A 24,899-nucleotide genomic window follows, 5' to 3' on the forward strand; every position below is an offset into this window, starting at 1 on the left:
ATGAATTGAAAAGAGAGCAAGCTAATTGTATATTTAACTCACTAGAGAACTGGCGCATTCTCTGAAAGCGAGGTCTTGTTCATGAAAGTGATATCATATTCTGATGAGTCTCTTATAAAGAATTGCTTTCAGAAGAAGCGCGGGCCATTCGCCAGGATATTAAGCTGCGCCATTTGATTACTCTATGCTGCTTGTCGTTATCTGACATAGAAAGCTGGGCTAATCCCAATTGGAATAAAGAGGTTCATGGAGACATTGATGCTGAAAGTTCATTTATCGGTAAGAAAGATAAGGATCTGATTTACTTATTATAATTTCTAAATATTTTTTCTATTAATTCTTCAACAATTGGAATTAATGGACTTGACTCATCATTGTAAACGAAACCGAGTTGAATGTTATTTTTTGTATCCAACGGAACACAGGCTAATTCGTCTAAATGTGATTTAGCACTATCCACAGTTAAAAACATAATCTGAGATGATATTGCTGAAACTTTAGTGATATGACTATAATTTTTTTCTACAACCAGTGTTGGTACAGTTTTAATAATATTTGAAACTAAATGATCATAAGAATCGCTTAAATGCTTTCTTGCAAAAGAAACATGCTGCCCTTTTAAATCGTCTAATTTGATTTTATCTTTATTGGCCAACGGATGATTTTTTGACATTGCAAACATATAATTTGTGGTGATTACTGGTTGAAAGTACATTGACTTCGATATCATACTAAAACAATCCCCGACAAAATACATATCAGCCTCTTTGTTATTTAACAGATGAGCAATATCCCCGGTAGGATCTAGTAACAAACTAATTTGGATATTGGATAATTTTTTTGAAAGTTCGGCATAGAATTCTTGTGGTAAAAGATCTACATCATAAATATCGCAACAAATTGATAATTGAGAATATGTTGATAAATCCAATGTTTTGCATTTTTTTATTCCTGAATCTAATATGGACAAAGCATTTTGAACATAATTAAAGAATTCTTCACCGCTTTTAGATAATATATTTGCTTTTGATTTGTTACGAATAAACAAACTAAAACCTATTTCTTTCTCCAGACTTTGAATTTGTTGAGATAAAGCCGATTGAGAAACATAAAGAACCTTAGCAGCCTTAGAGAAACTCCCTTCCTGAACGATTGTAATAAAAGACTCTAATGATTTTATATTCACGTAATCACCTCAAAAATACAATAAATGAATTCAGCCACTTTTTCAATCATATAAGAAAATCTTATATATTGTTTAATAATACAGATAACACGCAGAAGCCATTGTATTTTAAGATTATAGAGAAATAATGCAGTAAATAAGGAGGAACAAGAATGAAGAAATTTGTGCAAGTATTATTAGTTTCATTAATTCTATGCTTGAGTGCATGTTCTACAGGCACACCAAAAGAAGAAGAAACTACAAACATCAACGCCTCATACGATGTAGCTATTGTTGGAGGTGGAATGGCAGGTATGATGGCTGCCGCAGAACTAGCAGAAAACTCGGATTTAGAAGTCGCAATTTATGAAAAAGCAGCTAATTTAGGAGGTAATCTTCCATACACAGGTGGAGTAATTATGGGCTTTAATGAAAGCACATATCCTGAAGTTGCTGATTCTGAGGAGTTTGTAAATTATTTTAGAAATTTATACCAAGAAAATATTAATTTGGGATTTATTGAAAAAGAAGATTTTACTATAAATGAGGAATTAATTTATAATGCATTTTCTTTATACGGTAAGCCAGTAAAATTTATGCTGGATGCGGGGGTCCCTTTCCCAGATTCTGAAAATTTTAATACTAGAAATTATGGTGGAACAATCTATTCAAATTTCTTATCTATCACTGGAGCTGATGAAGGTTCAGATACATGCTTTAACTTTCTGCAAGCAATCACTGACAAACTGGAAAATTATAGTAATGTTCATATTTTTACAAACGCTGAAGTTATAGAAGTCTTGAATAACGAAAACACAGTCACTGGTATTAAATTAAAAGATGGTTCAGAAATCAATACGCCTAACGTAATTTTGGCTACTGGCGGGATTGCCGATTCAGAAGAATATATGAAAGAATACAACCCAGGATATATTGGGCATATCAACTATACAACTGGACTTTCAACTGGCGATGGAATCACGATGACTCGTAAATTTCGGACAGAAATTTTAGGTATTGGCGCATTAGGTGGATTTGTTTCAAGTGATTCGACTTGGGTTCCACTGCGAAGTTATTTTATGATCGATGGCACGGGAAATCGCTTTGTAAACGAAGCTTATTCTGATTACATAACCTCTTATATCGCTTATTCTGAAAAACGAAATAATATTTATATGATTTGTGACCAAAATTATGCAGATGCGAATCCTGAAGAAATTGAATTAAAACTAAACGAAAATGATTTATTGGAATTTGATTCTTTAGAAAGTCTTTGTGAAAATTTAAATATTCAATACGAACAATTTCAAAAAACAGTTAATGCTTATAATGAGGCAATTGCAAACAAAGCGAATCCTGAATTTGATCTAGATTATACTCTAGGTAATCAAATTACCAAAGCTCCTTTTTATGCTGAAAGGCAAGAAGATTATTTCTTCGATACATTTACAGGAATTAAAGCTAATGAAAAAGCTCAAATTTTAAATGGAAACAATGAAATCATAGAGGGGTTATACGGAGCAGGCCAATTGATTCTGTGTAATGCAATTGAAATCGTATATGCTCAAGGAGGAACTGGATTGTCATTTGCAGCTGCAACAGGAACACTTGCCGCCAATACTATTATTGAGAAAGTATCTAAATAACATTATAATCGTTTATGAAAAATTTCTAGCTAGTTCCATTAATTAATGAACTAGCTTTTTTTGGAAATTCTAAGAATTTTTTATTTCTCTAACTGTATGCTGAAGTTGCAGTTAATGACTAAAACTGAAATATACTGGATACTTTTGTGCGCTTAGTTTTTACAGAAGTAAGTCAAGATAAAGTAATCGTAATGAACTTCGAAATTCTATACGTTGATTTTCTCATAGAATTTGGAAATGTAAAGGATTCCTTGTGTATTTAGACCTTATAGTAAGAGCTGCTTGTCATACTGGATATAAAAGAAAAGAGCGATCCGGACGGATGCTCTCCTCGTTATTAAATTGTTATTTCAAAGCTTCGGCGATCGCTTCCGCGGCCAGCTTGCCGGAGGTCAGCGCCCAGCCGTTGTTGGCGCCGGATGGGGAATCGTCGCCCATGACGCCGCCGACGGTTTCCCCCGCTGCGTACAGACCTGGAATAACTGTGTCGGAAGTATTCTTCACTTCCAGGCTTGTCGTTACAACAAGGCCGCCCATGGTGGTCGCAAAGCGCGGCTTCTGTTCGACTAGATAATACGGGCCTTCGCCGATCTCTTTTGTCAGATACTCGGCAGCACGTCCGAATTCTTCATCTTTGCCGTTCTGCACGAAGGTGTTGTACGTCTTGACGGTATTTTCCAGCGTTTCCGCGTCCATGCCGACGATCCCGGCCAGTTCCGCCAAAGAATCCGCATGCGCGAAGACCGGCGTCGTTTTGCCGTTATTGTCCAGCCAGCCGTTGATATCGCCTTCGGAGATTCCGCCGGTAGCCAGCTTGCCCTTAAAGATATCGAAGGTGGCGGCGTCCATCAACAGATATAACAGGCCGTCCGTCTGCTTCAATTCTGTTTCCAGGATTGTCCGGTTCGACGCTTTTTCATTGACGACGCGCTGTCCTTCCTTGTTGATCAGAATTGCGCTTTCGCTGAAGGCCGCGATGTTGCCGGCAATCGTGGACTTTGCGATGCCCTCGGAGACTTCGATGCCGTTCGGATAGCGCTTGCCGTATTCCATCAAACGGGTTGCCGCGTTAACATTTTCCGCCGTGGCCATCACGATGCCGTCGCCCGTAGAGGAGGCCGGTCCGTAATAGAGCGCGCTTTTCATCTCTTCGTTTAACAGATCTTTGTTATTGCCATAACCGCCGGTCGCTAACAACACAGCTTTGGCGTTAATCGTATACTCTGTTTTTTCATCTGCCGCTTTGACTCCGACGACCGCGCCGGTCTCGTCGGTAATCAGCTCGCTGGCGCGTGTATTCAACAAGACTTCCGCGCCGCTGGCTTCCACGTCTTCCCGCAGCACTTTCGCGGCGCTCGCGCCGCCGCCTTCATACGCTAATTCGCGGTCGTGCGAATATTCCGCCAGCTTGTGCAGTCCGCCGTCCAGATCAAAGTTCAGCTTGGCGCTGTCGTGCAGCCAGTCGGTTGTTGCACCGACATTCTCCGCGTACAGCTGGATCAGTTCCGGAACGTTCAGGTTTGCGCCGTTGGCCATGAAATCCTCAACCATGCTTTCGACTGAATCATCGCTGACGCCGGCCTGTTTCTGCAGATCGCTGCCCATTACGACCTGATTGCCGCCGCTGATGGAAATTGCGCCGCCCATAAACGACATCTTTTCCACCAGGACAACGTTTAAGCCTAATTCCTCAGCCCGGATTGTCGCGGCCATGCCCGCAGCTCCGCCTCCGACGACGACCAGATCGGTATCCAAGGTTTTAGCTTCCTTTTCTGCCGCTGTTTTGTTTCCTGCCGTCTTTAACGCTTCCACGTCGCCTCCGGCCTGCGCGACGCAGTCTTCCGCGGCGGCTAAAATCGCTTCGCTGGTATGGGTCGCGCCGGATACGACGTCAACCGCTAAGGTTTGTCCGTCGACGATTGCCTGTGGAATCGAGGTCAGCGGCGCGGAAGCGATCGCTTCGGTTTCCTGTTGGTTTTTGACGACGACGCTGGTAATCGCGTCGGCGGTGAAGGTGACTTCCAGTTCCACCGGACCGTTATTGCCCTGCGCGGAAGCGGTGTAGGTTCCTGCTTTGTACTGTCCGGCTGCCGGTTCTTCGTTTTTCGGCGTTCCGGAACACGCCGCTAACGAGAAAGCGAGCAGACAGGCGGCCAGTGCTTTGCCGGTCTTGATTGTCCAATTCTTTTTCATTGCTTTTCTTTCCTCCTGATTTGCCTTTTTATTGTAAGCATAACGATTTTGTGAATAAAGAAACAAAATGGAAAATATTCATAGCTTGAAGCTATGAATTTAAGTATAATAAAGAAAAAGAGGAAGTTGTCATGAATCTGAATCAGCTGATTTATTTCGCTACACTGGCTCAGCTCCAGCATGTTACCCGGGCTAGTGAAAAATTAAATATCGCCCAGCCCAGTTTGTCCAAAGCGATTGCCAATCTGGAACAGGAATTAGGCGTCGATCTGTTTGAGAAGCAAGGCCGCAATGTTGTGCTGACCCGCCAGGGAAAGCTTTATCTCGACTATGTTGAGAAAGCGCTCGAAAGTCTGGAGGAAGGGCGCTCAGCGTTACAGCGGATGCAGACTGAGCTGGATCAGCGGATCGACATCGGATTTGTGTCTTCCCTGCAGGCCCGGATGATGCCGCAGCTGCTTGCGGATTACCGCAAGACCACCGGTTCGCAGACGCGTTTTGCGTGTTATGAAGGAACGACGGTCACGTTGCTGGAACAGCTGGAGGAAGGCACGCTGGATCTGGCGCTGGGCTCTGAGCCGCAGGATTCCGTGAGGTTTGGATCGGACCCGGTGTTCCGTCAGGAGCTGGTCGTACTGACGCCGAAAACGGCACGCTGGCAGACTGTTTCCTCCTTATCGTTAGAGCAGGTAGCGGCGCAGCCGCTGATCCTGCATACCCGCAATACCGGAATGCGGAAGATTGTGCTCGATCTCTTTGACGAAGCCGGATTAAAACCCAATGTGGCTGAAGAAGCGACGGAGGAGAGTATGATCGCCTCGCTGGTCGCCATGGAACTGGGCGTGGCGGTGGTGTCGTTGTCGCCGGCTGTCCAGCTGCCGACTGTGCATATCGTCAAGCTGGATCATCCGAAAAACTACCGGTATATCCATCTGATTTATTTGCGTCATCATTATTTAAGTCTGGCGGTCCGGCATTTTCAAAATTATGTTTTGAAATGGGCAAAAACTTCTTCCGCACGCTGAAGTGATCTTCTTTTCGATCAACGATATTCTCGAGCGGTAAAAGGCGGGAAGCGGAAGCCCGTTTCTAAACGCAAGCAAAGGGAGACTGGTTATTGATTATTTCCAGCAACAGGACCGTAATAAAAGTGTAAGAGTCAGATTGTTCGGATAATGGTAAAATAAAAGTGAACCAGAGAACTGGTTTTATCCGCAAGGAACTGTTTTCAGCGATTTCTTATTGAAGAGAAATGGCTGTCCGTTCTGTGGAAATAGATAAATATCAGCCTTCTGCGCCGGTTTTTCCACCGTCAAAAAAGGCTCAATAAGAAAGAAGGGATGGCAATGGCGCATGATTGGAAACAGCTGCAATGCTTTCTCTTGGCGGCTTTATTTTTGGTCAGCGGCTGTGCCGCTGCACCCTCCGAAACCCGGGATTCTTCAAAATCCGAATTCGCCGCAGGACATCCGGATCTTTCCGGGGAAGAAAATTTAAGTCTGACGGAACAGCTGCGCGTTTATCCGATCGAGCTGACGCCGGGAAAGCAATGGCTGGTAGACCGGACGGGGAAGACGATCGGTGCGGAAGCCCAGTCCGCCCTGATTTATGACCAGCTGACCCGCAAGCCGCAGTACAAAGTAAAAACACGCCGTTTTCTGAGCGGGAAAACGGACGAATACGGACAACCTGTTTATACCAACCAGTCGGCGCTGTTCTCACTGGACGATCAGTGTCTGGCGGAGTGGGACGATGTGATCTATGAGGGAGGCATGGGGGATCTGGTGATCCGCCGGGATTACGCTGACGAATTTGATTCCATGATGGACCTGCCGGAAGACTACCAGACCGCACTGATCGACGGACGGACGCAGACCGTGATCCAGGCCGGCGTTTTTCAGCTGAAAGCGGTCGATGAGGAAGCCCTGATCGCGTTGGATAAAGACCGCCGCCTGTTAGGCGTTGTGGACGCAAACGGACAGGTGATTTCCGGCTTCCCGGCAGCGCAGACTTATTATGATCCGGAAGCCGCACAGGGCCGGATTGTCGCCAGCTCCGTCAGCTTTCTGGACAATGAAGCGCGCCGGACGGATACCCTGCTGGATATTCATCTGAATCCGCTGTACAGCGCGCCGCGCATCAATACCGTATATAAAGGGCTGCATGGCTCCTATTTTATCATCTATCAGAAAAATCGGACCGCGATCGTCAGCGTGGAAACGCTGGAGCCGGTTTACGAGATTGATCCCGAACTGGAATTTACTTATTTTGACGGCGAACGGCTGCTTGTTTATCTTGAGGATGAAAAGACCGGGGAGGAAACGATGTGTCTGCGGGATCGGGACAACAGGACATTATTTGAGGCTGAGGTTCTGATCAGCGCTCAGCCGCAGTCCTCCAAAGATCGCGCCGGGCAGTTTCTGGCGGTGGAGAATGAAACCGCCATGTTGATCAGCCGTGAGGGCCAGGTTTTAAAGCGTCAAACGATTCCAGGGCTCACCAGCTTGTATTGCGACCGGGAGGGTTTGTATTTTTATGAAGCTTATAATGAAAAGGGGCAGATCCGCACCGGCCTGCTGGACGAAGAGCTGCGGATCGTGATTCCGGCGGAAGCGTATGAAACGCTGTCTGTCGCTACGCTGCAGGATTATCTGATTGAACCGATGGACTACCTGCTTGCGGTGCGTCGGGATCATGCCGCGGAGCTGACCGATATTCTGGATTTGAAGGGCAATGTGATCTTTTCCGGCGCAACCCGGATTTACAGCCGCGGGCAGGACCGCTTTGCGCTGCTTCAGGGGGAATTTGCCGGGTTGATCAACGGGCAGGGCGAATGGATTGTGAAACGTTCGATTTACAGCCTCGGCTGGGATGATTAAGGAGGGATGCCGAATGCGGCGAATAAGCCGGATTTTATTGATTGCCGGGCTGCTTTTGAGCGGCTGTCAGACAAAGCCGAAACTGGAAAACCTCTATCGGGTGGAAGATTTCCCGCAGGCTGACGCTTCCTGGCCGCTGCAGCTTTTGCTTAACGATTTACACCGGGAACTGAGCCCGGACCCCAATTGGCTGCCGGAAGAAGCCAGCGGCAGTACGCAGGCGGCCTGGCGCAGCCTGATTCAGGTTGTCAATCCCCAGCCGCGGATGATTCTGGCCTATGAACCGTCGGCCGCGATGCGCCGGGAATTACAGGATTACGATACGCTGTGGCAGGCGCAGACGATTGGCTATGACGCACTGGTGATGATCACCGGCAGCGAAAATCCCGTGGATTCGCTGAGTCTGGACCAGGTTCGCGATATCTATGCGGGGAAAATTACGAACTGGAAGCAGGTCGGCGGGCAGGACCAGCCGATTGAGATTTACGTTCAGGATGAGAACAGCGGCTTACAGACGGCGTTTGAACGTCATGTCATGCAGGGCGTTCCGGTTGTCAATCCAACGCTGGAATGGGTTTATGAACGCGCGGGCGTCGTCCGCCAAGCTCCGGCTGCGTTCAGTCCCAAGGAAGGGGCGCTGGGATTTTCCAGCCTGATCATGATTACGCAGGTTCATCCGCAGCCGGAAATTAAAACGCTCCGGATCGAAGGCATCGCCCCGAATGAGAAAACAATTGGAAACGGGAAATATCCTTTGAAATTACCCGTGCTGCTGGCAAGCAACACCGCCTCGGACGCAACAATTGCCGGAATTACCGACTGGCTGCTGAGCGCGGTGGGGCAACAATGGTTAAGTGATCAGGGGCTGATTCCCATTCCAGAGAAAAAATGAGCTATAAGCTGCTGAAAAAGCGCTGGTCTTCACAGCGGTTTGCCTGCTTTTAACCCGTTGTCCGCTTTCGGATAGAAATGAGAGTTCCAGATGGAAGCCGGCAGGATAAGGCTTAATTTCGTGCTTTATTCTGCCTGTTCTTTTCATCTCTGCCTAAATTCAAGTAAGCGCCTTGACCCCGGCCTGTATTTATTGAAATCTTTATTCATCTAACCTTTACAAACGCAGGAAATTCTTACCGGAAACGGGTGACTTTTCCAGATTGATATGCTACACTGAATTCTGTTTTCGGGATAAGGAGAAGGTTATGGAGAAAGAAGCAACATTATTATCGGGGGATATTAAAAAGACGTATGTTTCCTATCTGATTCCGACGATCGTGGGGATGCTGACCAATTCAGTGTACTGCATCGTCGACGTCATGTTCGTCGGTTTGTGCATCGGCGCGCAGGGCTTGGCGGCGTTTAACATCGCGATGCCGGTCTATACGATTTATTCTTCATTAGGTCTGATGCTGGGGGTCGGCGGCGCGGTGACGATTTCCGTGCTGATCGGAAAAGGCAAAAAGGAACAGGTGGACAAGGTGTTTACGCTGACCGTTTTGTGCAGCGCGCTGATCGGCATGGGGATGAGCGCCTACGGTTTGCTTTTCCCGGATGCCTTCGCGCGGATGCTCGGCGCCAGTCCGCAGCTGATGCAGGGAGTGAAGGATTATTTACAGCCGCTGCATTGCGTCGCGCTGATCTATATTCTTAACTGCACAATGCAGGTCATCATCCGCGCGGATTACAATCCGAAGCTGGTCATGGTAGCGGCGGTGTGCGGCAACGCGACCAATATACTCTTTGACTGGCTGTTTGTTTCTGTCTTCCAATGGGGACTGTTCGGCGCGGCGGCCGCTACGGCGCTGGGGCCTTGCGTTGCCATGAGCATCTGGATTTTCCATTACCTGTTAAAGAAAAATACATTCAAGTTTACAAAGCATTTCTGGGATTTCTCACTGCTTCAGCGGATCTTTAAAAACGGCGTCGGCACGTTTATTCTGGAATTGAGCTTAGGCTGCGTCGTGATTTTCTTCAATATCGTGCTGCTGGACGTCAGCGGCCAGGACGCTGTTGCGGTATTTGCGATCATCTCGAATATCGCCTATGTCGGAAAAGGCATTTTCAACGGGATTTCCCAGGCGGCCCAGCCGATGCTTTCGGTCAACTATGGCGCGCGGAAGATCAAGCGCGTACAGGCCACACTGAGAACAGCGTTAGTCTGTGCGTTGATTTTCTCGCTGGGCTGTTATCTGTTGATTTTAATTTTTCCACAGCCGATTATCGGTTTCTTCATCAGCTCCTCGGATGCCGGTTTGATCGGCCATGGTGTCTGGGCGGCGCGGATTTACTTTATTTCGTTTGTATTTACGGCGGTGAATACCGTTCTGATGTATTATTTCCAGTCGGTGGAAAGCATCAAAGTGACGACGATGATCGCGCTGATGCGGGGTTTGATCTTCATCCTGCTGGGACTGGCGGTGTTCCCGAAGCTTTTGGGTGAACTGGGCGTGTGGCTGACGATTACCTTTGCGGAGGTGGCGACGTTGCTGATCACGCTGCCGATCAAGCGGAAGCTGGACAAGTTGTTAGCGAGCGAAGCGGTTGAATAGCGGCCGCTGGCGAATAAAATGAAAAAGACTGGCTTTCCGAACAGAGAGAACCGGTCTTTTTTTGCGAATTTGATCTTAAAGCAGGCGGAGGATCAGTGCCGTCAGAAGCAGCAGTGCCAAACTGATCCAGGGCAGACATAAAATTCCGGCAACGATCAGATGAAATTTCTTATGCATCACCATCGCCGCGACATATTCCCGGATAAACGCGTTATAGGAGAAATAAGCGACGGTGCGCGAACCGATTCCGCTGCAGCGGCGGATTCCGGCCTTGCGGGATAACAATCCCGCGCGGAAGACGTGATAATCACTCGTGCAGAACAGACACTTATAGTTCTTTTTCATCGAATCCATTATTTTTTTGGAGAAGACCATATTTTCATAGGTGTTGACCGATTGATTTTCCACCCGGATCCGCGCCTCCGGCACGCCCTGTTCCAACAAATATTCTTTCATCACTTCCGCTTCCGCCCGCGGTTCGTCCGGTCCCTGACCGCCGGAGGGAATCAGGATCAATTCTTTTTTTCTTCCTCGGAAAAACCGGGCTTTTTTGGCTTCCTGCCGGCGATAGAAAGCTAATGCCCGGTCGCAGCGTTGTTTTAACAAGGGCGTCAGGCCTTGAGCGGTCACCTTGCAGCCGAGGATGATCAGAAAATCCTGATTGAGCCGCGGCCGGTTCAGCTTAAACAGCCAGCTGGAAACCAGATAACAGACGAAGGTGAAGATCAGATATAAATACAGGACCGCGCCGGCTAGAAACGCCAGGTTAAGAATCCAGGGCAGCGATTGGGAGTGCGAGAGTCCCATGGGGATAACGAACCAGCCGAGCAGAAACGCCAGACCGAAGATCAGCGACAGGCTGTGCTGAACGCTGACGCCTTCCTTTGCCCATAGCTGCGGCGAACGCATCAACAAAACCGCACCCAGAATCAGCGAACCAATCGGGAAGAGGAACAAAGTGAACAGGAAGATCCCGATTCCCGCTAAAAGCCAGAAAGAATTCTGCGTATTCAGCGCCAGGATCGTTAAATCGCCCAGAATTAAAAACAGGCCGAATGTCAGCAGCACACCGTTGAAAATCCGGCGTTTATCGCTGAGATAAAAAATAAAAAAGATTCCGAAATAGACGATCGTCGCTTTTCCCGCGAAATCCAGAAGTTGATCCATTGTTCGCTCCCTCGCTTTATTCTGATTCCATTATACCCTTTCCACACTGTTCCGACACGTCCTGTCGTGATAAAATGAAAGAAAAACAGGAGGCATTTATGATTGTTTTACGACAGGCAGACGTTTACGCCCCGCAGTTTGCGGGACGGCAGGATATTTTAATCGCCGGCGGCGAGATTGTAAGGATGGCGCAGCATCTCGACTGCGGGGAGGCGGAGGAGATCGACGCACGGGGAAAGATCGCGGTGCCCGGTCTGATCGACCAGCACATCCACATTACCGGCGGGGGCGGCGAAGGCAGCTTCCATACGAAAACGCCGGAGGTTCAGCTTTCTTCTTTAATTGAAGGCGGAATTACGACGGCCGTCGGTTTGTTAGGCACCGATGGGTTTTCCCGTTCGGTGGAAAATCTGGTTTCCAAGGCTAAGGCGTTGAAAGAAGAAGGGCTGAGCGTGTATTGCCTGACCGGCTCGTACAGCTATCCCAGCGTGACGCTGACGGGCGATGTAAAAAAAGACATCTTGTTTATCGACGAGATTCTCGGTGTGAAGCTGGCGCTGGCCGATCACCGCAGCTCCAATGTGACGCTGGAAGAGCTGATCCGGCTGGCTTCGGATGTCCGCGTCGCGGGGATGCTTTCCGGCAAGGCGGGGATTGTGACGCTGCACATGGGGGACGATCCGCAGGGCTTGAACAAGGTGTTCGACGCGATAAAACAGACGGCGATCCCGGCGAAGGTTTTTCACCCGACGCATGTGACGCGCAATCCCGTCCTGTTTGAACAGGCGCTGGATTTTCTGGAGCTGGGCGGGTGGATTGATCTGACTGCCGGCTCCCGTAAGGAAAAGAGCTGCGGTGAGGAGATCGCGTTAGCGAAACAGCGAGGGCTGGATACCCGCCGGATCACGATCAGCTCGGACGGTCAGGGCAGCTGGTCTAATTATGACGCGCGCGGCAACCTGACCCAGATCGGCGTGTCCAGCGTCAAGACGCTGCATGAACAGTTTGTGCGGATGGTGAAGGAAAATGATTTCGATCTGGCCGAGGCGCTGAGTTATGTCACGAGCAATCCCGCCGACGCCCTGCAGTTAAGCCGCAAGGGCCGGCTGCGGGAAGGCATGGACGCGGATATCGTGCTGCTGGACAACGATCTGGCGATCGATACCGTGATCGCCCGCGGACAACTGATGATGAAAGACAAGCAGCTGCGGGTGCGGGGAACCTACGAATAGCGCTGCGCAAAACAGAAGTCCGCGGCAAAAACAGATGGGAATCCATGACTCATGGACAAAGTCAAGCAGGCGTGGATTGTGCTGAACCCGCCGTCCTTCGTATAATAAAAAATCACTGAGGGTTGGGATCGAATTCATCTGTTTGTGCAGTGGGATCGTTCGTTCTGCCTAGCGGGGATGGGCTGTCTGGGTTTGTGTCTGTTTTTGATTTATCGTCAGGAAAAAACACAGAATGCAGGAAAATGGGATAAAAGGCTTTCAAATCTGCGGCTCTTGCGCGGGGTTGGAAAGCGGAAGGGATGCTGAACGGCGCGTTTCAAAGCTGAAACTTCCAGAGTTTAATGAGAAGAAAAGAAGAAAATAAAGAAAGGAACGCAGAATGAGCGAAGGGAAAGAACCGATTTTCCGCTACGGGGAAACGGAAATTCAATATTTAAAGCAGCGGGATCCGAAACTGGGCGCGATTATCGATCAGATCGGCCCGATCGAGCGAACCGTCGATGACGATCTGTTTTCGGCGATCGTGCATCATATCGTCGGACAGCAGATTTCCACCAAGGCTCAGCAGACGATCTGGCGGCGGATGCGGGAGGATCTGGGCGAAATCAACGCGGAAACAATTCTGGCAGCCGGTACCGAGCGGCTGCAGGGGTTTGGCATGACGTTTAAAAAGGTGGAGTATATCGAGGACTGCGCGCGGAAAGCAGCGTCCGGCGAGCTGGATCTGAAGCAGCTGCCGCAGTGTTCCGACAAGGAGATCATCGATCAGCTTGTTTCGTTAAAGGGAATCGGCGTGTGGACCGCGGAAATGATTTTGTTGTTCTGCCTGCAGCGGCCGGATGTGTTCAGCTATGGCGATCTGGCAATCCTGCGCGGCTTGCGGATGGTGTATCATCATCGGAAAATCGAACGGAAATTGTTTGAAAAATACCGCCGCCGGTTCAGTCCCTACGGCAGCGTGGCCAGCCTGTATTTATGGGCGGTCGCCGGCAGGGCAGTGGAAGGCATGAAGGACTACGCGCCAAAACAGCTGAATTCCCAGCGGACAAAGTCCAAAACGCCGCGAGCGCAGGCGCTTAAATAGTCCGGCTCTCCGCAGGCATTAACAAGCGTAAGAAGAACGTTGGAAAGGACGATTTATATATGATTTATACCACGCATTACACTTCTCCGCTCGGCGACCTGCTTCTGGCAGAGACTGAGAATCAGCTGATCGGGTTGTGGCTGGAAGGCCAGAAGTATTATCGCGGCTCGCTGCGGGAAGCGGCGCAGGAACGATCAGACCGTGCCGTCTTCGCCCAGACCGCGGACTGGCTCGACCGCTATTTCGCGGGGGAACAGCCTGCGGTCTGTGAATTAAGTCTGGCGCCCCGGGGAAGTGAATTCCGTCAGGCAGTGTGGAAAATCCTGTGTAAAATTCCTTATGGAGAGGTTACAACCTATGGAGAAATCGCCCGTCAGCTGGCCCGTCAGTCCGGGTTGACGGCGATGTCGGCGCAGGCGGTCGGGGGTGCGGTCGGACACAATCCGATCTCGATTATCATTCCCTGTCACCGGGTCGTCGGCACCAACGGAAGTCTGACGGGATACGCCGGCGGTCTGGAAAAGAAAATCCAGCTGCTGCAGCGGGAGGGTGTCGACGTCAGCCGTTTCTCAATCCCGAAGAAAGGAACCGCGCTGTAAATTGTTTGCGGTTCAGCGGATGAAACAGGACAGCTGACTCGTCAGCGTCAGTAAGGCTTCTGTCTTGTGATTTGAGGAACAGAGAAGCATAAGAGAAGAATAACGAAGCAGGACGTTTGGGAAACGCTCTGCTTTTTTGTTGTTTCTTCCGCACCAGACAGATTTGAATTCCATCAGGGGTGGGTTTAAAAAGGAAATCAACGGGGGATAACGAAAGAGAAATCCATTCGGCGTTGACCGGGGTAAGCGGATTTTTCAACTTGTTAAACTCTGAAAATAAAATTGTATTTAAATTTGTTGACAAACAGATCTGAATGGAAGATAATGTTAATAGAAAATGATAATCATTATCAATTAAGGAGGACAACGATGGATCCGAAAGCATTTTTCAAACTTAGTTATGGTTTGTATATCATCAGCACAGAGAACGAAGGCAAACAGGCTGGCTGTATCGCCAATACATTCAATCAGGTGACCAGCTCGCCGGCGCAGGTCAGCGTGACGTTGAACAAAAATAACGCGACGGAACAAATGATCGAAAAGAGCGGAAAATTCGCCGTGGCGGTTTTAGAACAGAGCGCCACAATGGAACTGATCGGCCGGTTCGGCTTTCACTGCAGCCGCGATCTGGATAAATTCAGCGGACTGGACTGTGGTATCGACGAACAGGGTCTGCCATTTGTGAAAGAACATGCGGCTTCCCGTTTTTCCTGCAAGGTTGTCAAAACAGTGGATTTGGGAACGCACGTGATGTTTATCGCCGAAGTCGCCGGTTGCGAAGTACTGGATAACGAGCCGGTGATGACCTACGAATACTATCATCAGGTCAAGAACGGCAAGACGCCGAAGAACGCGCCGAGCTATCAGGAGGAACCGAAGAAGGCCGGCGGCTGGCGCTGCTTGTTATGCGGATATGTCTATGAAGGTGAAATTCTGCCGCCGGACTTTATTTGTCCGATCTGCAGCGCACCGGCTTCCGCTTTTGAAAAAATTGAGAATTAAGCTGGCGGACTGACCGTTCGCCGTCAAAATAACTTATAGAAGGAGAAGAACTTATGAAAATGAAATCAAAAACCGTCATCATCACCGGCGGCGGCAAAGGCATCGGCTTTGGCGTAGCGACCGCCTTTGCGAAGGAAGGCGCCGACATCGTGATCACCGGGCGTCAGGAATCCGCGCTGGCGGCCGCGAAAGAAAAATTAGAATCGGCTTACGGGATCCGCGTCGGGTATGTCGCCGGCGATCTCGGCCTGGAAGAAACCGCACCGAAAGTCGTCGCTAAGGCGATTGAAATGACAGGCCGGCTGGACGTGCTGATCAACAATGCGCAAGCCTCCAAATCCGGCGTGATGCTTGCGGATCACACCAAGGCGGACTTTGATCTGGCGATCAATTCCGGCTTGTACGCGACGTTCTTCATGATGCGCGCCGCGTTTCCTTATCTGAAAGAAACGCAGGGCAGCGTCATTAATTTCGCTTCCGGCGCGGGGTTAGCCGGCCGGCTGGGTCAATCTTCCTATGCCGCGGCAAAAGAAGGCATCCGCGGGTTATCGCGGGTGGCGGCGACAGAATGGGGCGAATACGGGATTAACGTCAACGTTGTTTGTCCGTTAGTGGAAACCGAGCAGCTGAAAAAATGGAAGGAAGAATATCCGGACGTTTACGCCAAGACGATCAAAGGCGTGCCGCTGGGACGGTTTGGCGACGCGGAGAAGGATATCGGAAGAACCTGTCTTTTCCTGGCGAGCGAGGACGCGTCCTATATCAGCGGGGAAACCATTACACTGCAGGGCGGTTCCGGACTGCGGCCGTAAATAAAAGATCATCACGTTGTGCTTCTGCGCGGCGTGATTTTTTAATATATAAGTTGCCCAACACTGCGGTGATGGAACGTGCTTTTCGTTTCCCGCTTTCCCAATAATCGTAAAAAAATGAATAATATGGTTATTCGCGAAATGAAATATAATTGAAAGTTGCTTTTACTATTTCAAATTGATCGGGAATAGCATAAAATAAGACTTAAATAGGATCATGCGGGAAAATTGTTTTTTTTCAGGGCAGAGGATGCAAAAAGGAGAAAATTATGCGAAATTGGCGGAAACTATTCATTTTGGGAATCCTCACCTTATTGGTAAGTAATTTAATGACACCGCTGACGCTGCGCGCAGAAAACGCAGCGGATCAGAATGACGGGGAGCCGGAAGGCGAGGTAATAAAAGTATCCTTTCCGATCAGTCCGGGTTTGAACGAAGTTTATGAGGATGGTACCTACGGCGGTCTGGTTTACGACTGGCTGCATGAAATCGCCAAGTACACAGGTTGGAAGTACGAGTTTGTCACAGGGGATCCGGACACGCTGCTAACAGATTTCATGGCGGGAGAGAACGATATCATGGGCGGCATGTATTATTACGACGGCTATGAGGCGATGTTTAACTATCCGGAATACGTAATGGGTTCCAACTATAACTTACTGATTTATCCGCAAAGCGACACATCGATCAAAAGCTTTGATTACACAACGCTCAACGGCAAGCGGATCGGTGTTTTGCGCAAAGCGACAAGCAAAATCGAACGGCTGCAGAAATTTTTGGATTTTAATAATCTGGAATGTGAACTTGTTTATTACGAGGACGCGGCTTCCTATACGCAATGTCTGGATAACGGCGAAGTGGATCTGCTTCTGGGCAGCGATGTGTATCTGAAAGAAAACTATAACGTAGCAGCCCGGTTTGAAGCGGATTCCTATTATATGGTAACCACGCTGAACCGGCCTGATCTGTGCGAACAGCTCAATGAAGCTATGAACGCGATTTATTCCGCGGATCCGAATTTCGCTGATAAGCTGTACGAAAAATATTTTACGGCGGATTACGCCAACGCGATCGATTTCACGGAAGAAGAAATGACTTATCTGCGTTCGTCGCCGACTTTGCGCGTCGCGGTGCTGAAGAATAATTATCCCCTGTTCTATGAAGAAAACGGAGAAATCCACGGGATTATCCCGGCTTGTCTGGCGTTGATTGAAAAACGCACGACGCTTCATTTTGAATATGTTTACGCCGCGACCTACAAAGAGATGGGGGAATTGGTGAAAACCGGTCAGGCGGATCTGATCGGGGCTTATCTGGATAACGATACGGTCGCCGATCAAACCGGCTGGACACGGACGCCGGCCTATGCCCAACTGGACATGGTCGCGCTGATGAACAAGCAGACCGGGACGTCGCAGCCGATGCGCATGGCCGTACCTTCAGGGCTGGCGGGGACACCGCTGCAGAACGGCGATACGATTCTGACTTATGATTCCTATGAAAAATGTTTAGATGCGGTGAATAACGGAAAGGCCGATTATGTGCGGCTGCCGGCTTCCTTCGTTGAGGATCTTTATTCGCGCAAATACTACGCCAACCTGAATCTGATCACGATGAATAACGTCCAGGAGGAGATTGCTTTTGCCCTGCCTTCTCCGGCCAACGTTCTGCTTTATTCGATTTTCAGCAAGTCGATTCATAATTTTTCAACCTCGGAAAGTGAAAATCTGATCTCGGAGAACCTGCTGAAGGTGCGCCAGAGCGCGGCGACGCTGGAGTCTCTGGTTTATTCCAACCCGATGATGGTCGTCATGTTCTGTGCCGGTCTGATCGCTTTGGCAGCGCTGGGGATACTGATTTACTATCGGTTTCAGCTGAAAACCCGGATGATGCGGCTGCAGCTGGAGAAGGCCGTGGAAACCAGCCAGGCGAAATCTGATTTTCTCTCGCGGATGTCGCATGAAATCCGCACGCCGATGAACGCGATCATCGGGCTGACGCATCTGGCGCTGATGTCAGAGGAAGCCACGCCGGCTTTAAAAGAAAATTTGACAAAAATTGAAACATCCTCGCAGTTTCTTTTAACGCTGTTAAACGATACGCTCGATATGTCGAAAATCGAAAATGAAAAAATGCAGATCCTGGCGCAGCCCTTTGCCTTGGGGCCATTGCTGGATCACATGCTGGATATCTTTGAAATGCAGGCAGAGACCAACGGCAACTCGCTGCTCTTTGACACGCAGTTTGAGCATGCCTGTTTCTGCGGCGACGCGATGCGGATTTCCCAGGTGCTGACCAATCTGTTATCCAACGCGTGCAAATTTACGAGTCATGGAAAAGTGACGCTGAAAGTCTGCGAATCCGCGGGTCGGGAAGGCCGGGCGGTTTTGTATTTCAGCGTGCAGGACACGGGAATCGGAATCAATGAATCCGATTTAAAGAAAATTTTCCTCTCTTTTGAACAAGGGGGAAACCGTGATCAGAAAACCCCGGGGACAGGGCTGGGGCTGGCGATCAGCCGCAGTCTGGTGCAGCTGATGGGCGGTGAACTGGAAGTCCGAAGCGAAGTGGGCAAAGGCTCGGAATTCTACTTTTCCATCGAGCTGCCGATCAGCGAGGAAGCCGCGCTGCAGGAACCTGAATACGCAGTTCCTCAAAAGGGACAGCTGGAAGGCTTGCGGATTTTATTGGCGGAAGATAACGATATCAATGCTGAGATCGCGATTCAGCTTCTGGAACGGAAAAAGATACAGGTCGACCGGGCTGAAAACGGCCAGATCGCGCTGAATTTGTTCGCGGAGCATGAGGAAGGGTATTATGACATAATTCTCATGGATATCAATATGCCGGTGATGGATGGTTTAACGGCAGCGCAGCGGCTGCGGAAGCTGCCGCGCAGCGATGCTCAGACGGTGTTGATCATCGCGATGACGGCGAACACCTTCCAGGAGGATCGCGAGCGGGCGAAGGCCGCCGGCATGAACGATTTTCTGCCTAAACCTTTTGAAGTCGATCAGCTGTACGCTGTGCTGGGGCAGAACGATCTAAACTGTAAGCATGCGCCCTCTGCCGCAGAAAAGAAATAAACGTGAAGCATCAAGGAAGAAGGAATGAAATCCGGACTGTGAAAGCTCCGGATTTTTTTGTTGGTGTCCCAGCTTTTTGGGCGAATCCTCAGTGGTTTGAGAAAGAACGACTGAAAGTCAATCCACAAGTTCATTTAGAAACTGAGCTGAAAACGCGGTGTGGGACAGGCTGATTTAAAAAGCAGAGGGAAAGAGAAGCGGCGATGGAATTTACCAAGAAGCTGCGGCAGTTAAGAAGAGAACGCCAACGGATATTTCCTGTCGGGCGTGTCCATTAGGGCAGCCGGTATTCGATAGGAAGCAGGTGAACTCCGCGCCCTGCCATCAGAAGCCTGCGTCCGCCGCTAACAATGTTTCAGTGCAAAAACGAAAATAAAAACCACCGGCAGGGTTTCAAGTGAACCTGACCGGCGGTTTTTCTCATTCATTCTTTTTTGGAGCGCGGCTGAGTGCAGGATTGACGCAGGATCAGGGAGCAGGGAAGCATGATCTGCATGGGATAAACTTTTTCCTTCGCCGCAAACTGCGTGATAAACTGCGCGGCCAGTTCTCCCATCTGCCGGGCCGGCGCATAAATCGTGGTCAGCGGAGGATTGGTATAAGCGGTGTTCTGGTTGTTATTGAAGCCGAGAATGGACACATCCTCCGGAACGCGGTAATTGTTTTCATGCAGCGCCCGCAGCACGCCCATCGCAACGGCGTCGCTGGCGCAGAACAGCGCGGTCGGCACCTGATGCGCTCCGATCAGATCCAGCATCATCGCGTACCCGGATTCGACGGAAAACTGATCCCGCCGGACATACCGGCTGTTGTCCCAGCCTTTCTGCCGGCAGAATTCCTGATAATAGTGATAACGCTGCTCGAAGTAAATTTCACCGTCGCTCGTATGCTCGATGCCGCCCAGAAAGCCGATGCGTGTGTGGCCCAAACTGGCAAGGTATTCCAAACCTTCCAAAACCGCGGTGCGAAAATCCATGACAATGGTATTGACGAAGATTTTCGGCATGAACAGATCGACGAAGATGACCTTATCGGTGAGCTTGCGGAATTCGCTGATTTCCTGGGGCGAAAATTTACCGATGCAAATCAGACCGTCCAGCATCGAAAGCTTGCTTAAAAAATCCGGATCACCGCGGAAGGAACGGATCATTTCAATGTTATTCTGATTCAGATAGCTCTCCGCGCCGATGCGGATGGACAGGTAGAAGGGATCGTTCAGTTCTTTTTCGATCGAATACCATTGCACAATGCCGATCCGGATCGGATTATAATTATTTTTCGTTTTGATTTTCCGTTTGATATAATTCTGTTTCTTGGCTTCATCAAATACCCGCTGGCGCGTTTGCTCCGCCACCTTCAACGTTGGATCATAGTTGAGTATCCGCGATACCGTGGCGACGGATACGCCCGCTTGCTGCGCGATTTCTTTGATCGTAGACATAGTTATCAACTCTCTCTCAAACTTACTCTAACGAATTTAAGTGAACAAGTCAAAATAATTTACTAAATCAGTTAACCTGAACTGATAGTTTTACTAAAACTGATAACGCTTACATTTTAGTTACAACTGGTTAAAATTGGTAAAAACTCATTCAATAAGCCAGTTTTGAGCTATAATTTTAACGATTTCACAATCAGAAGTTTACTAAAACTAGTTAAAACAACTGAAAAGTTTATCTTGGTTTGTTGACACAGGCCCTTATAACGGCATAGAATGAAAGCGTATACAGAAGCTATACGGAGGGAAAAAGATGAAAAAACTATTTGCTTTTCTTGCATCAGCATTGATGGTATTATCCCTTGCTGCATGCTCCAACAACGGCGGCGGTAATAATGACAAGCCGACGGATGACGGCGGGGCCGGAACCGGGACCGACAAGAAGGTTTATAATGTCGGCGTTTCCATCTACAAATTCGACGATAACTTCATGACGTTGTATCGTAAGGAAATCGAAAGCTATTTCAAGACGCTGAACACGGACGAAGTCGAATACAAAGTCACGATTCAGGATGGCAAGGGCGACATGGCCGAACAGACCAACCAGATCGACAACTTCATCGCACAGGACTATGACGCGCTGATCATCAACCTGGTTCAGGCGACATCCGCAGCAACCGTTATCGACAAGTGCGAAGCGGCGAACAAGCCTTGCATCTTCATCAACCGTGAACCAAGCGAAGAAGATATGAAGAAGGATCCGGGTATGATCACCTATGTCGGTGCTGACGCTCGTCAGTCCGGTAAATTCCAGGGTGAACTGATCGCTGATCTGCCGAACAAGGGCGATCTGAACGGCGACGGCGTCTTACAGTATGTCATGGTTGTCGGCGATCCGGAAAATGTTGACGCGAAATACCGCACGGAATTCTCCATTTCCCAGTATCAGGAAGTTTCCGGCTTGAAAGTTGAAAAATTAGACGAACAGCGCGGCGATTGGGATCAGGCAAAGGGCCAGGAAATCGTAGCGAACGCTTTAACACAGTACGGCGATAAGATCGAAGCTGTCTTCTGCAACAACGACGCAATGGCGTTAGGCGCAGCGCAGGCGATCACAGCGGCAGGCCGTAAGGTCGGCGAAGACATCTATCTGGTCGGCGTTGACGCGCTGGCAGAAGCGATGGATTTAGTTTCCACTGGCGGCATGACCGGCACCGTTCTGAACGACCACATCAATCAGTCGCACAAAGCGGTTGACTGCACAGTTCAGGCGATCAACGGCGAAAAGCTGGACGCTTACTACTGGATCGACTACATTAAGGTCACTCCGGAAAACGTAGCACAGTACAAATAAGCAGAAAGAATCCGAAACCAAATTAAGTGTGCCTTCGCGCACACTTAATTTTTCTGGATTATTAAGAGGAAGGGGATTTACGAATGAGCGACTATATTTTACAGATGAAAAATATAAGTAAAAGCTTCCCTGGCGTCAAAGCGCTCGATCACGTCTGTCTGAATGTCCGCCCAGGAACCGTGCATGCCTTGATGGGCGAAAACGGCGCGGGCAAATCCACACTGATGAAATGTCTGTTCGGGATCTACAAAAAAGATGAGGGACAGGTTATTTTCAACGATGAAGAAGTGGATATCAAGGATACGAACGACGCGCTGCATCGGGGCATCGCGATGGTTCATCAGGAACTGCAGCCAATTCCGGACCGCAGCATCGCTGAAAATATTTTCTGCGGCCGTTATCCGATGAAAAACATCGGTCCGGTACAAATTGTGGATCATGCGCGGATGTATAAGGAAACGGAAGAGCTGCTGAAAGAAGTTAACCTGGACTTTAATCCGAAGGTGAAATTGGGGACGTTGTCCGTTTCGCAGATGCAGTCGGTCGAAATTGCCAAAGCGGTTTCCGTGAACGCCAAGATCGTCATCATGGACGAACCGACATCGTCGCTGACTGAAAATGAAGTTGAGGGACTGTTCGATATCATTAATAAGCTCCGGTCGAAGGGCGTATCGATTATTTATATTTCTCATAAGATGGAAGAAATTCTGAAAATCTCTGATGAAGTCACGATCATGCGCGACGGCACCTATGTCGGCACCTGACCGGCGAATGAGCTGACGACAGATCTGATCATCCAGCGGATGGTCGGACGCGAACTGACCAACCGGTTCCCGCCGCGGTTTAACGAACCGGGCGAAGTGGTTCTGAAAGTGGAAAACTTCACTTCGATTGATCCGCGCAGCTTCCGCGATGTGACCTTTGAATTAAAGAAGGGCGAGATCCTGGGCATCGGCGGTCTGGTCGGCGCGCAGCGGACCGAGCTGATGGAAGGTCTGTTCGGCGTGCGGCATATTGAAAAAGGCACTGTTACCTACAAGGGCGAAACGATCAAGATCCATCATCCGCGGGACGCGATCAAAAAGGGCATCGCGCTGCTGACGGAGGATCGCCGGGCGACCGGAATCTTCGGCGTGCTGTCGATTTCCGACAATGTCGGCGTCGCTTCACTGGATAAATATATTGATTACGGCGTCGTCCTGAACAACAAAAAGCTGGAAAGCTTAGTCAAGGACAACATCGACAAGATGAGCATTAAAACGCCGAGCACGAAAACCCAGATTCAGTCGCTGTCGGGCGGCAACCAGCAGAAAGTCATCATCGCCCGCTGGCTCGCCAACGACCCGGAAATCCTGATCCTGGACGAACCGACCCGCGGCATCGACGTCGGTGCGAAGTATGAAATTTATACGATTATCGCCGACTTGGCCAAACAGGGGAAATCAATTATCATGATCTCCAGTGAAATGCCGGAGCTGATCGGCATGAGCGACCGGATCATGGTCATGTGCGAAGGCCGCGTCACCGGTTTCGTTGACAGTAAGACCACGACTCAGGAGGAAATCATGAGTCTGGCGACTAAATATATGTAAGGAGAGGGACTGTTATGGAATTCAATAAGAAAAAAGTCACCGATTTTCTAAGCAATAACGCGATCGTCATACTCCTGGTCCTGTTGGTTCTCTTTGTCGGCTTCACCCGCAAGGGATTCTTCAGCGGCCCGAATTACAGCAATATCATCACCAATGTCACACCGCGGTTCATCATCGCGCTGGGCGTCAGCGGCTGTCTGATCACCAAGGGTACCGACCTGTCGGCCGGCCGAATGGTAGGATTTGGCGGCGTTATCGCCTGTACGCTGCTGCAGCGTCCGGATTATACCGCGAAATTCTTTGAGAACCTGCCGCAGATGCCGTTAGTCGTCGTCCTGTTGATCGTCATGTTGATCACGGCGTTCTTCGGTCTGCTTAACGGCTGTGTCGTCGCCTACCTGAAAGTTCCGCCGTTTCTGGCAACGCTGGGTATGCAGACGATCGTTTACGGAATTAACCTCGTTTATTCGGGCGCGGATCCGATCGGCGGCCTGCGTTCTGATTTCACCGGCGTGGCGACGAATGCGATCTTCACCGTCGGAAAGTTCAGTTTTAAATGGTTGTTTTTGATCGCAATTGCCGCAGGTTTGATCTTCTGGTTCCTTTATAACAAGACCCGGTACGGCAAATATATGTACGCGATCGGCGGTAATGAAAACGCGGCGGAGGTTTCCGGCGTCAACGTCAATCGTTCCAAGCTGAAAATCTACACGCTGGCTGGTCTGATGTATGGTCTGGCAGGCTTCCTGTTAGCGGCGAAGTCCGGCGGCGCTTCGGTCAACCTCGGTTTGGGCTATGAGCTGGAAGCGATCGCGGCTTGTACAATCGGCGGCGTTTCCACCAACGGCGGCGTCGGCAAGGTTTCCGGAATTCTGTTAGGCGTTCTTGTCTTCGAATTATTGAAGACGTCGATGCAGTATCTGCGGATCGATACTTCATATCAGTTCATCGTACAGGGCATCGTCATTATCGTGGCGGTCGCACTGGATATCCGTAAATACACAGCGAAGAAATAAGCTGAGATTCAACTATCCAATTCAAGACCAATTAAAAAGGGGCTGTGACAAATCAGGAAAATAAGAAAAAACCATAAGCTCACAGCCA

The 24,899-nt window shown here is 49.2% G+C and carries 19 protein-coding genes; 15 read left to right on the forward strand and 4 right to left on the reverse strand.

All coding sequences use genetic code 11. From position 1 onward, the window contains the following. Positions 1-301: 301 nt before the first annotated feature. Positions 302-1,186, reverse strand: coding sequence for a LysR family transcriptional regulator (locus tag DWY25_RS15420; protein ID WP_117895971.1), 885 nt, complete (start codon positions 1,184-1,186; stop codon positions 302-304). A gap of 152 nt (positions 1,187-1,338) precedes the next feature. On the opposite strand from DWY25_RS15420, the gene DWY25_RS15425 reads away from it, so the two are divergent. Beyond that, positions 1,339-2,811, forward strand: a complete 1,473-nt coding sequence (locus tag DWY25_RS15425; protein ID WP_117895972.1) for an FAD-dependent oxidoreductase — start codon at positions 1,339-1,341, stop codon at positions 2,809-2,811. A 345-nt stretch (positions 2,812-3,156) separates the two neighbouring features. On the opposite strand, the gene DWY25_RS15430 is transcribed toward DWY25_RS15425, so the two are convergent. Then, entirely contained in the window at positions 3,157-5,004 is a 1,848-nt protein-coding gene (locus DWY25_RS15430) for an FAD-dependent oxidoreductase (protein ID WP_244925996.1), read from the reverse strand. A 131-nt stretch (positions 5,005-5,135) separates the two neighbouring features. Here DWY25_RS15430 and DWY25_RS15435 point away from each other — a divergent pair, with 131 nt between their 5' ends. The 4 genes from DWY25_RS15435 (at position 5,136) to DWY25_RS15450 (ending at position 10,429) form a co-directional block, all read left to right on the forward strand. Beyond that, the gene (locus DWY25_RS15435; protein ID WP_117895974.1) at positions 5,136-6,029 is read left to right on the forward strand and encodes a LysR family transcriptional regulator; all 894 of its coding nucleotides are present in this window, start codon (positions 5,136-5,138) and stop codon (positions 6,027-6,029) included. Between the two features lie 321 nt (positions 6,030-6,350). Further along, entirely contained in the window at positions 6,351-7,883 is a 1,533-nt protein-coding gene (locus DWY25_RS15440) for a hypothetical protein (RefSeq protein ID WP_117895975.1), read from the forward strand. Between the two features lie 13 nt (positions 7,884-7,896). After that, entirely contained in the window at positions 7,897-8,775 is an 879-nt protein-coding gene (locus tag DWY25_RS15445) for a substrate-binding domain-containing protein (RefSeq protein WP_181981862.1), read from the forward strand. Between the two features lie 307 nt (positions 8,776-9,082). Next, positions 9,083-10,429 (forward strand): MATE family efflux transporter, encoded by a 1,347-nt coding sequence (locus DWY25_RS15450; RefSeq protein WP_117895977.1) that lies wholly within the window; start codon positions 9,083-9,085, stop codon positions 10,427-10,429. A 75-nt stretch (positions 10,430-10,504) separates the two neighbouring features. Here DWY25_RS15450 and DWY25_RS15455 read toward each other — a convergent pair whose 3' ends face one another. Continuing rightward, positions 10,505-11,596 (reverse strand): YdcF family protein, encoded by a 1,092-nt coding sequence (locus tag DWY25_RS15455; protein WP_117895978.1) that lies wholly within the window; start codon positions 11,594-11,596, stop codon positions 10,505-10,507. A gap of 98 nt (positions 11,597-11,694) precedes the next feature. On the opposite strand from DWY25_RS15455, the gene iadA reads away from it, so the two are divergent. The 6 genes from iadA to DWY25_RS15485 all read left to right on the forward strand — a co-directional run bounded on the left by iadA (position 11,695) and on the right by DWY25_RS15485 (position 19,411). Beyond that, positions 11,695-12,828, forward strand: coding sequence for a beta-aspartyl-peptidase (gene iadA, locus DWY25_RS15460; RefSeq protein ID WP_181981863.1), 1,134 nt, complete (start codon positions 11,695-11,697; stop codon positions 12,826-12,828). Positions 12,829-13,207: 379 nt separating this feature from the next. Next, positions 13,208-13,912 (forward strand): DNA-3-methyladenine glycosylase family protein, encoded by a 705-nt coding sequence (locus tag DWY25_RS15465; RefSeq protein ID WP_117895980.1) that lies wholly within the window; start codon positions 13,208-13,210, stop codon positions 13,910-13,912. Positions 13,913-13,971: 59 nt separating this feature from the next. Beyond that, on the forward strand, positions 13,972-14,511 hold the full coding sequence (locus DWY25_RS15470; protein WP_117895981.1) for a methylated-DNA--[protein]-cysteine S-methyltransferase: 540 nt from the start codon (positions 13,972-13,974) through the stop codon (positions 14,509-14,511). A 369-nt stretch (positions 14,512-14,880) separates the two neighbouring features. Beyond that, positions 14,881-15,513: a flavin reductase gene (locus DWY25_RS15475; protein WP_117895982.1), complete on the forward strand. Its 633-nt coding sequence runs from the start codon at positions 14,881-14,883 to the stop codon at positions 15,511-15,513. Positions 15,514-15,566: 53 nt separating this feature from the next. Beyond that, on the forward strand, positions 15,567-16,325 hold the full coding sequence (locus DWY25_RS15480; protein WP_117895983.1) for an SDR family NAD(P)-dependent oxidoreductase: 759 nt from the start codon (positions 15,567-15,569) through the stop codon (positions 16,323-16,325). Positions 16,326-16,594: 269 nt separating this feature from the next. Beyond that, the gene (locus tag DWY25_RS15485; protein ID WP_117895984.1) at positions 16,595-19,411 is read left to right on the forward strand and encodes an ATP-binding protein; all 2,817 of its coding nucleotides are present in this window, start codon (positions 16,595-16,597) and stop codon (positions 19,409-19,411) included. Positions 19,412-19,835: 424 nt separating this feature from the next. Here the strand turns inward: DWY25_RS15485 and DWY25_RS15490 are convergent, their stop codons facing one another. Beyond that, positions 19,836-20,852, reverse strand: coding sequence for a LacI family DNA-binding transcriptional regulator (locus DWY25_RS15490; protein WP_117895985.1), 1,017 nt, complete (start codon positions 20,850-20,852; stop codon positions 19,836-19,838). A gap of 310 nt (positions 20,853-21,162) precedes the next feature. On the opposite strand from DWY25_RS15490, the gene DWY25_RS15495 reads away from it, so the two are divergent. The 4 genes from DWY25_RS15495 (at position 21,163) to mglC (ending at position 24,811) form a co-directional block, all read left to right on the forward strand. Then, positions 21,163-22,203 (forward strand): galactose ABC transporter substrate-binding protein, encoded by a 1,041-nt coding sequence (locus tag DWY25_RS15495; RefSeq protein WP_117895986.1) that lies wholly within the window; start codon positions 21,163-21,165, stop codon positions 22,201-22,203. An 83-nt stretch (positions 22,204-22,286) separates the two neighbouring features. Further along, on the forward strand, positions 22,287-22,967 hold the full coding sequence (locus DWY25_RS17995) for an ATP-binding cassette domain-containing protein (protein ID WP_244925997.1): 681 nt from the start codon (positions 22,287-22,289) through the stop codon (positions 22,965-22,967). Between the two features lie 39 nt (positions 22,968-23,006). Next, the gene (locus tag DWY25_RS18000; RefSeq protein ID WP_244925998.1) at positions 23,007-23,795 is read left to right on the forward strand and encodes an ATP-binding cassette domain-containing protein; all 789 of its coding nucleotides are present in this window, start codon (positions 23,007-23,009) and stop codon (positions 23,793-23,795) included. Between the two features lie 14 nt (positions 23,796-23,809). Beyond that, positions 23,810-24,811 carry a galactose/methyl galactoside ABC transporter permease MglC gene (gene mglC, locus DWY25_RS15505; RefSeq protein WP_006061061.1) on the forward strand — a complete coding sequence of 334 codons (1,002 nt, stop codon included), beginning with the start codon at positions 23,810-23,812 and terminating at the stop codon, positions 24,809-24,811. Positions 24,812-24,899 lie beyond the last annotated feature (88 nt).

The organism is Holdemania filiformis (assembly GCF_003459085.1).
In the GTDB taxonomy this organism is placed as follows: domain Bacteria; phylum Bacillota_I; class Bacilli_A; order Erysipelotrichales; family Erysipelotrichaceae; genus Holdemania; species Holdemania filiformis.

Coding starts and splice junctions, on each gene's coding strand:
- DWY25_RS15440 (WP_117895975.1), top strand. CDS start 6,351: ATGGCGCATGATTGGAAACAGCTGCAATGCTTTCTCTTGGCGGCTTTA.
- iadA (WP_181981863.1), top strand. CDS start 11,695: ATGATTGTTTTACGACAGGCAGACGTTTACGCCCCGCAGTTTGCGGGA.
- DWY25_RS18000 (WP_244925998.1), top strand. CDS start 23,007: ATGGTCGGACGCGAACTGACCAACCGGTTCCCGCCGCGGTTTAACGAA.
- DWY25_RS15480 (WP_117895983.1), top strand. CDS start 15,567: ATGAAAATGAAATCAAAAACCGTCATCATCACCGGCGGCGGCAAAGGC.
- DWY25_RS15495 (WP_117895986.1), top strand. CDS start 21,163: ATGAAAAAACTATTTGCTTTTCTTGCATCAGCATTGATGGTATTATCC.
- DWY25_RS15490 (WP_117895985.1), bottom strand. CDS start 20,852: ATGTCTACGATCAAAGAAATCGCGCAGCAAGCGGGCGTATCCGTCGCC.
- DWY25_RS15465 (WP_117895980.1), top strand. CDS start 13,208: ATGAGCGAAGGGAAAGAACCGATTTTCCGCTACGGGGAAACGGAAATT.
- DWY25_RS15455 (WP_117895978.1), bottom strand. CDS start 11,596: ATGGATCAACTTCTGGATTTCGCGGGAAAAGCGACGATCGTCTATTTC.
- DWY25_RS15485 (WP_117895984.1), top strand. CDS start 16,595: ATGCGAAATTGGCGGAAACTATTCATTTTGGGAATCCTCACCTTATTG.
- DWY25_RS15430 (WP_244925996.1), bottom strand. CDS start 5,004: ATGAAAAAGAATTGGACAATCAAGACCGGCAAAGCACTGGCCGCCTGT.
- DWY25_RS15435 (WP_117895974.1), top strand. CDS start 5,136: ATGAATCTGAATCAGCTGATTTATTTCGCTACACTGGCTCAGCTCCAG.
- mglC (WP_006061061.1), top strand. CDS start 23,810: ATGGAATTCAATAAGAAAAAAGTCACCGATTTTCTAAGCAATAACGCG.
- DWY25_RS15475 (WP_117895982.1), top strand. CDS start 14,881: ATGGATCCGAAAGCATTTTTCAAACTTAGTTATGGTTTGTATATCATC.
- DWY25_RS15470 (WP_117895981.1), top strand. CDS start 13,972: ATGATTTATACCACGCATTACACTTCTCCGCTCGGCGACCTGCTTCTG.
- DWY25_RS15450 (WP_117895977.1), top strand. CDS start 9,083: ATGGAGAAAGAAGCAACATTATTATCGGGGGATATTAAAAAGACGTAT.
- DWY25_RS15445 (WP_181981862.1), top strand. CDS start 7,897: ATGCGGCGAATAAGCCGGATTTTATTGATTGCCGGGCTGCTTTTGAGC.
- DWY25_RS17995 (WP_244925997.1), top strand. CDS start 22,287: ATGAGCGACTATATTTTACAGATGAAAAATATAAGTAAAAGCTTCCCT.
- DWY25_RS15425 (WP_117895972.1), top strand. CDS start 1,339: ATGAAGAAATTTGTGCAAGTATTATTAGTTTCATTAATTCTATGCTTG.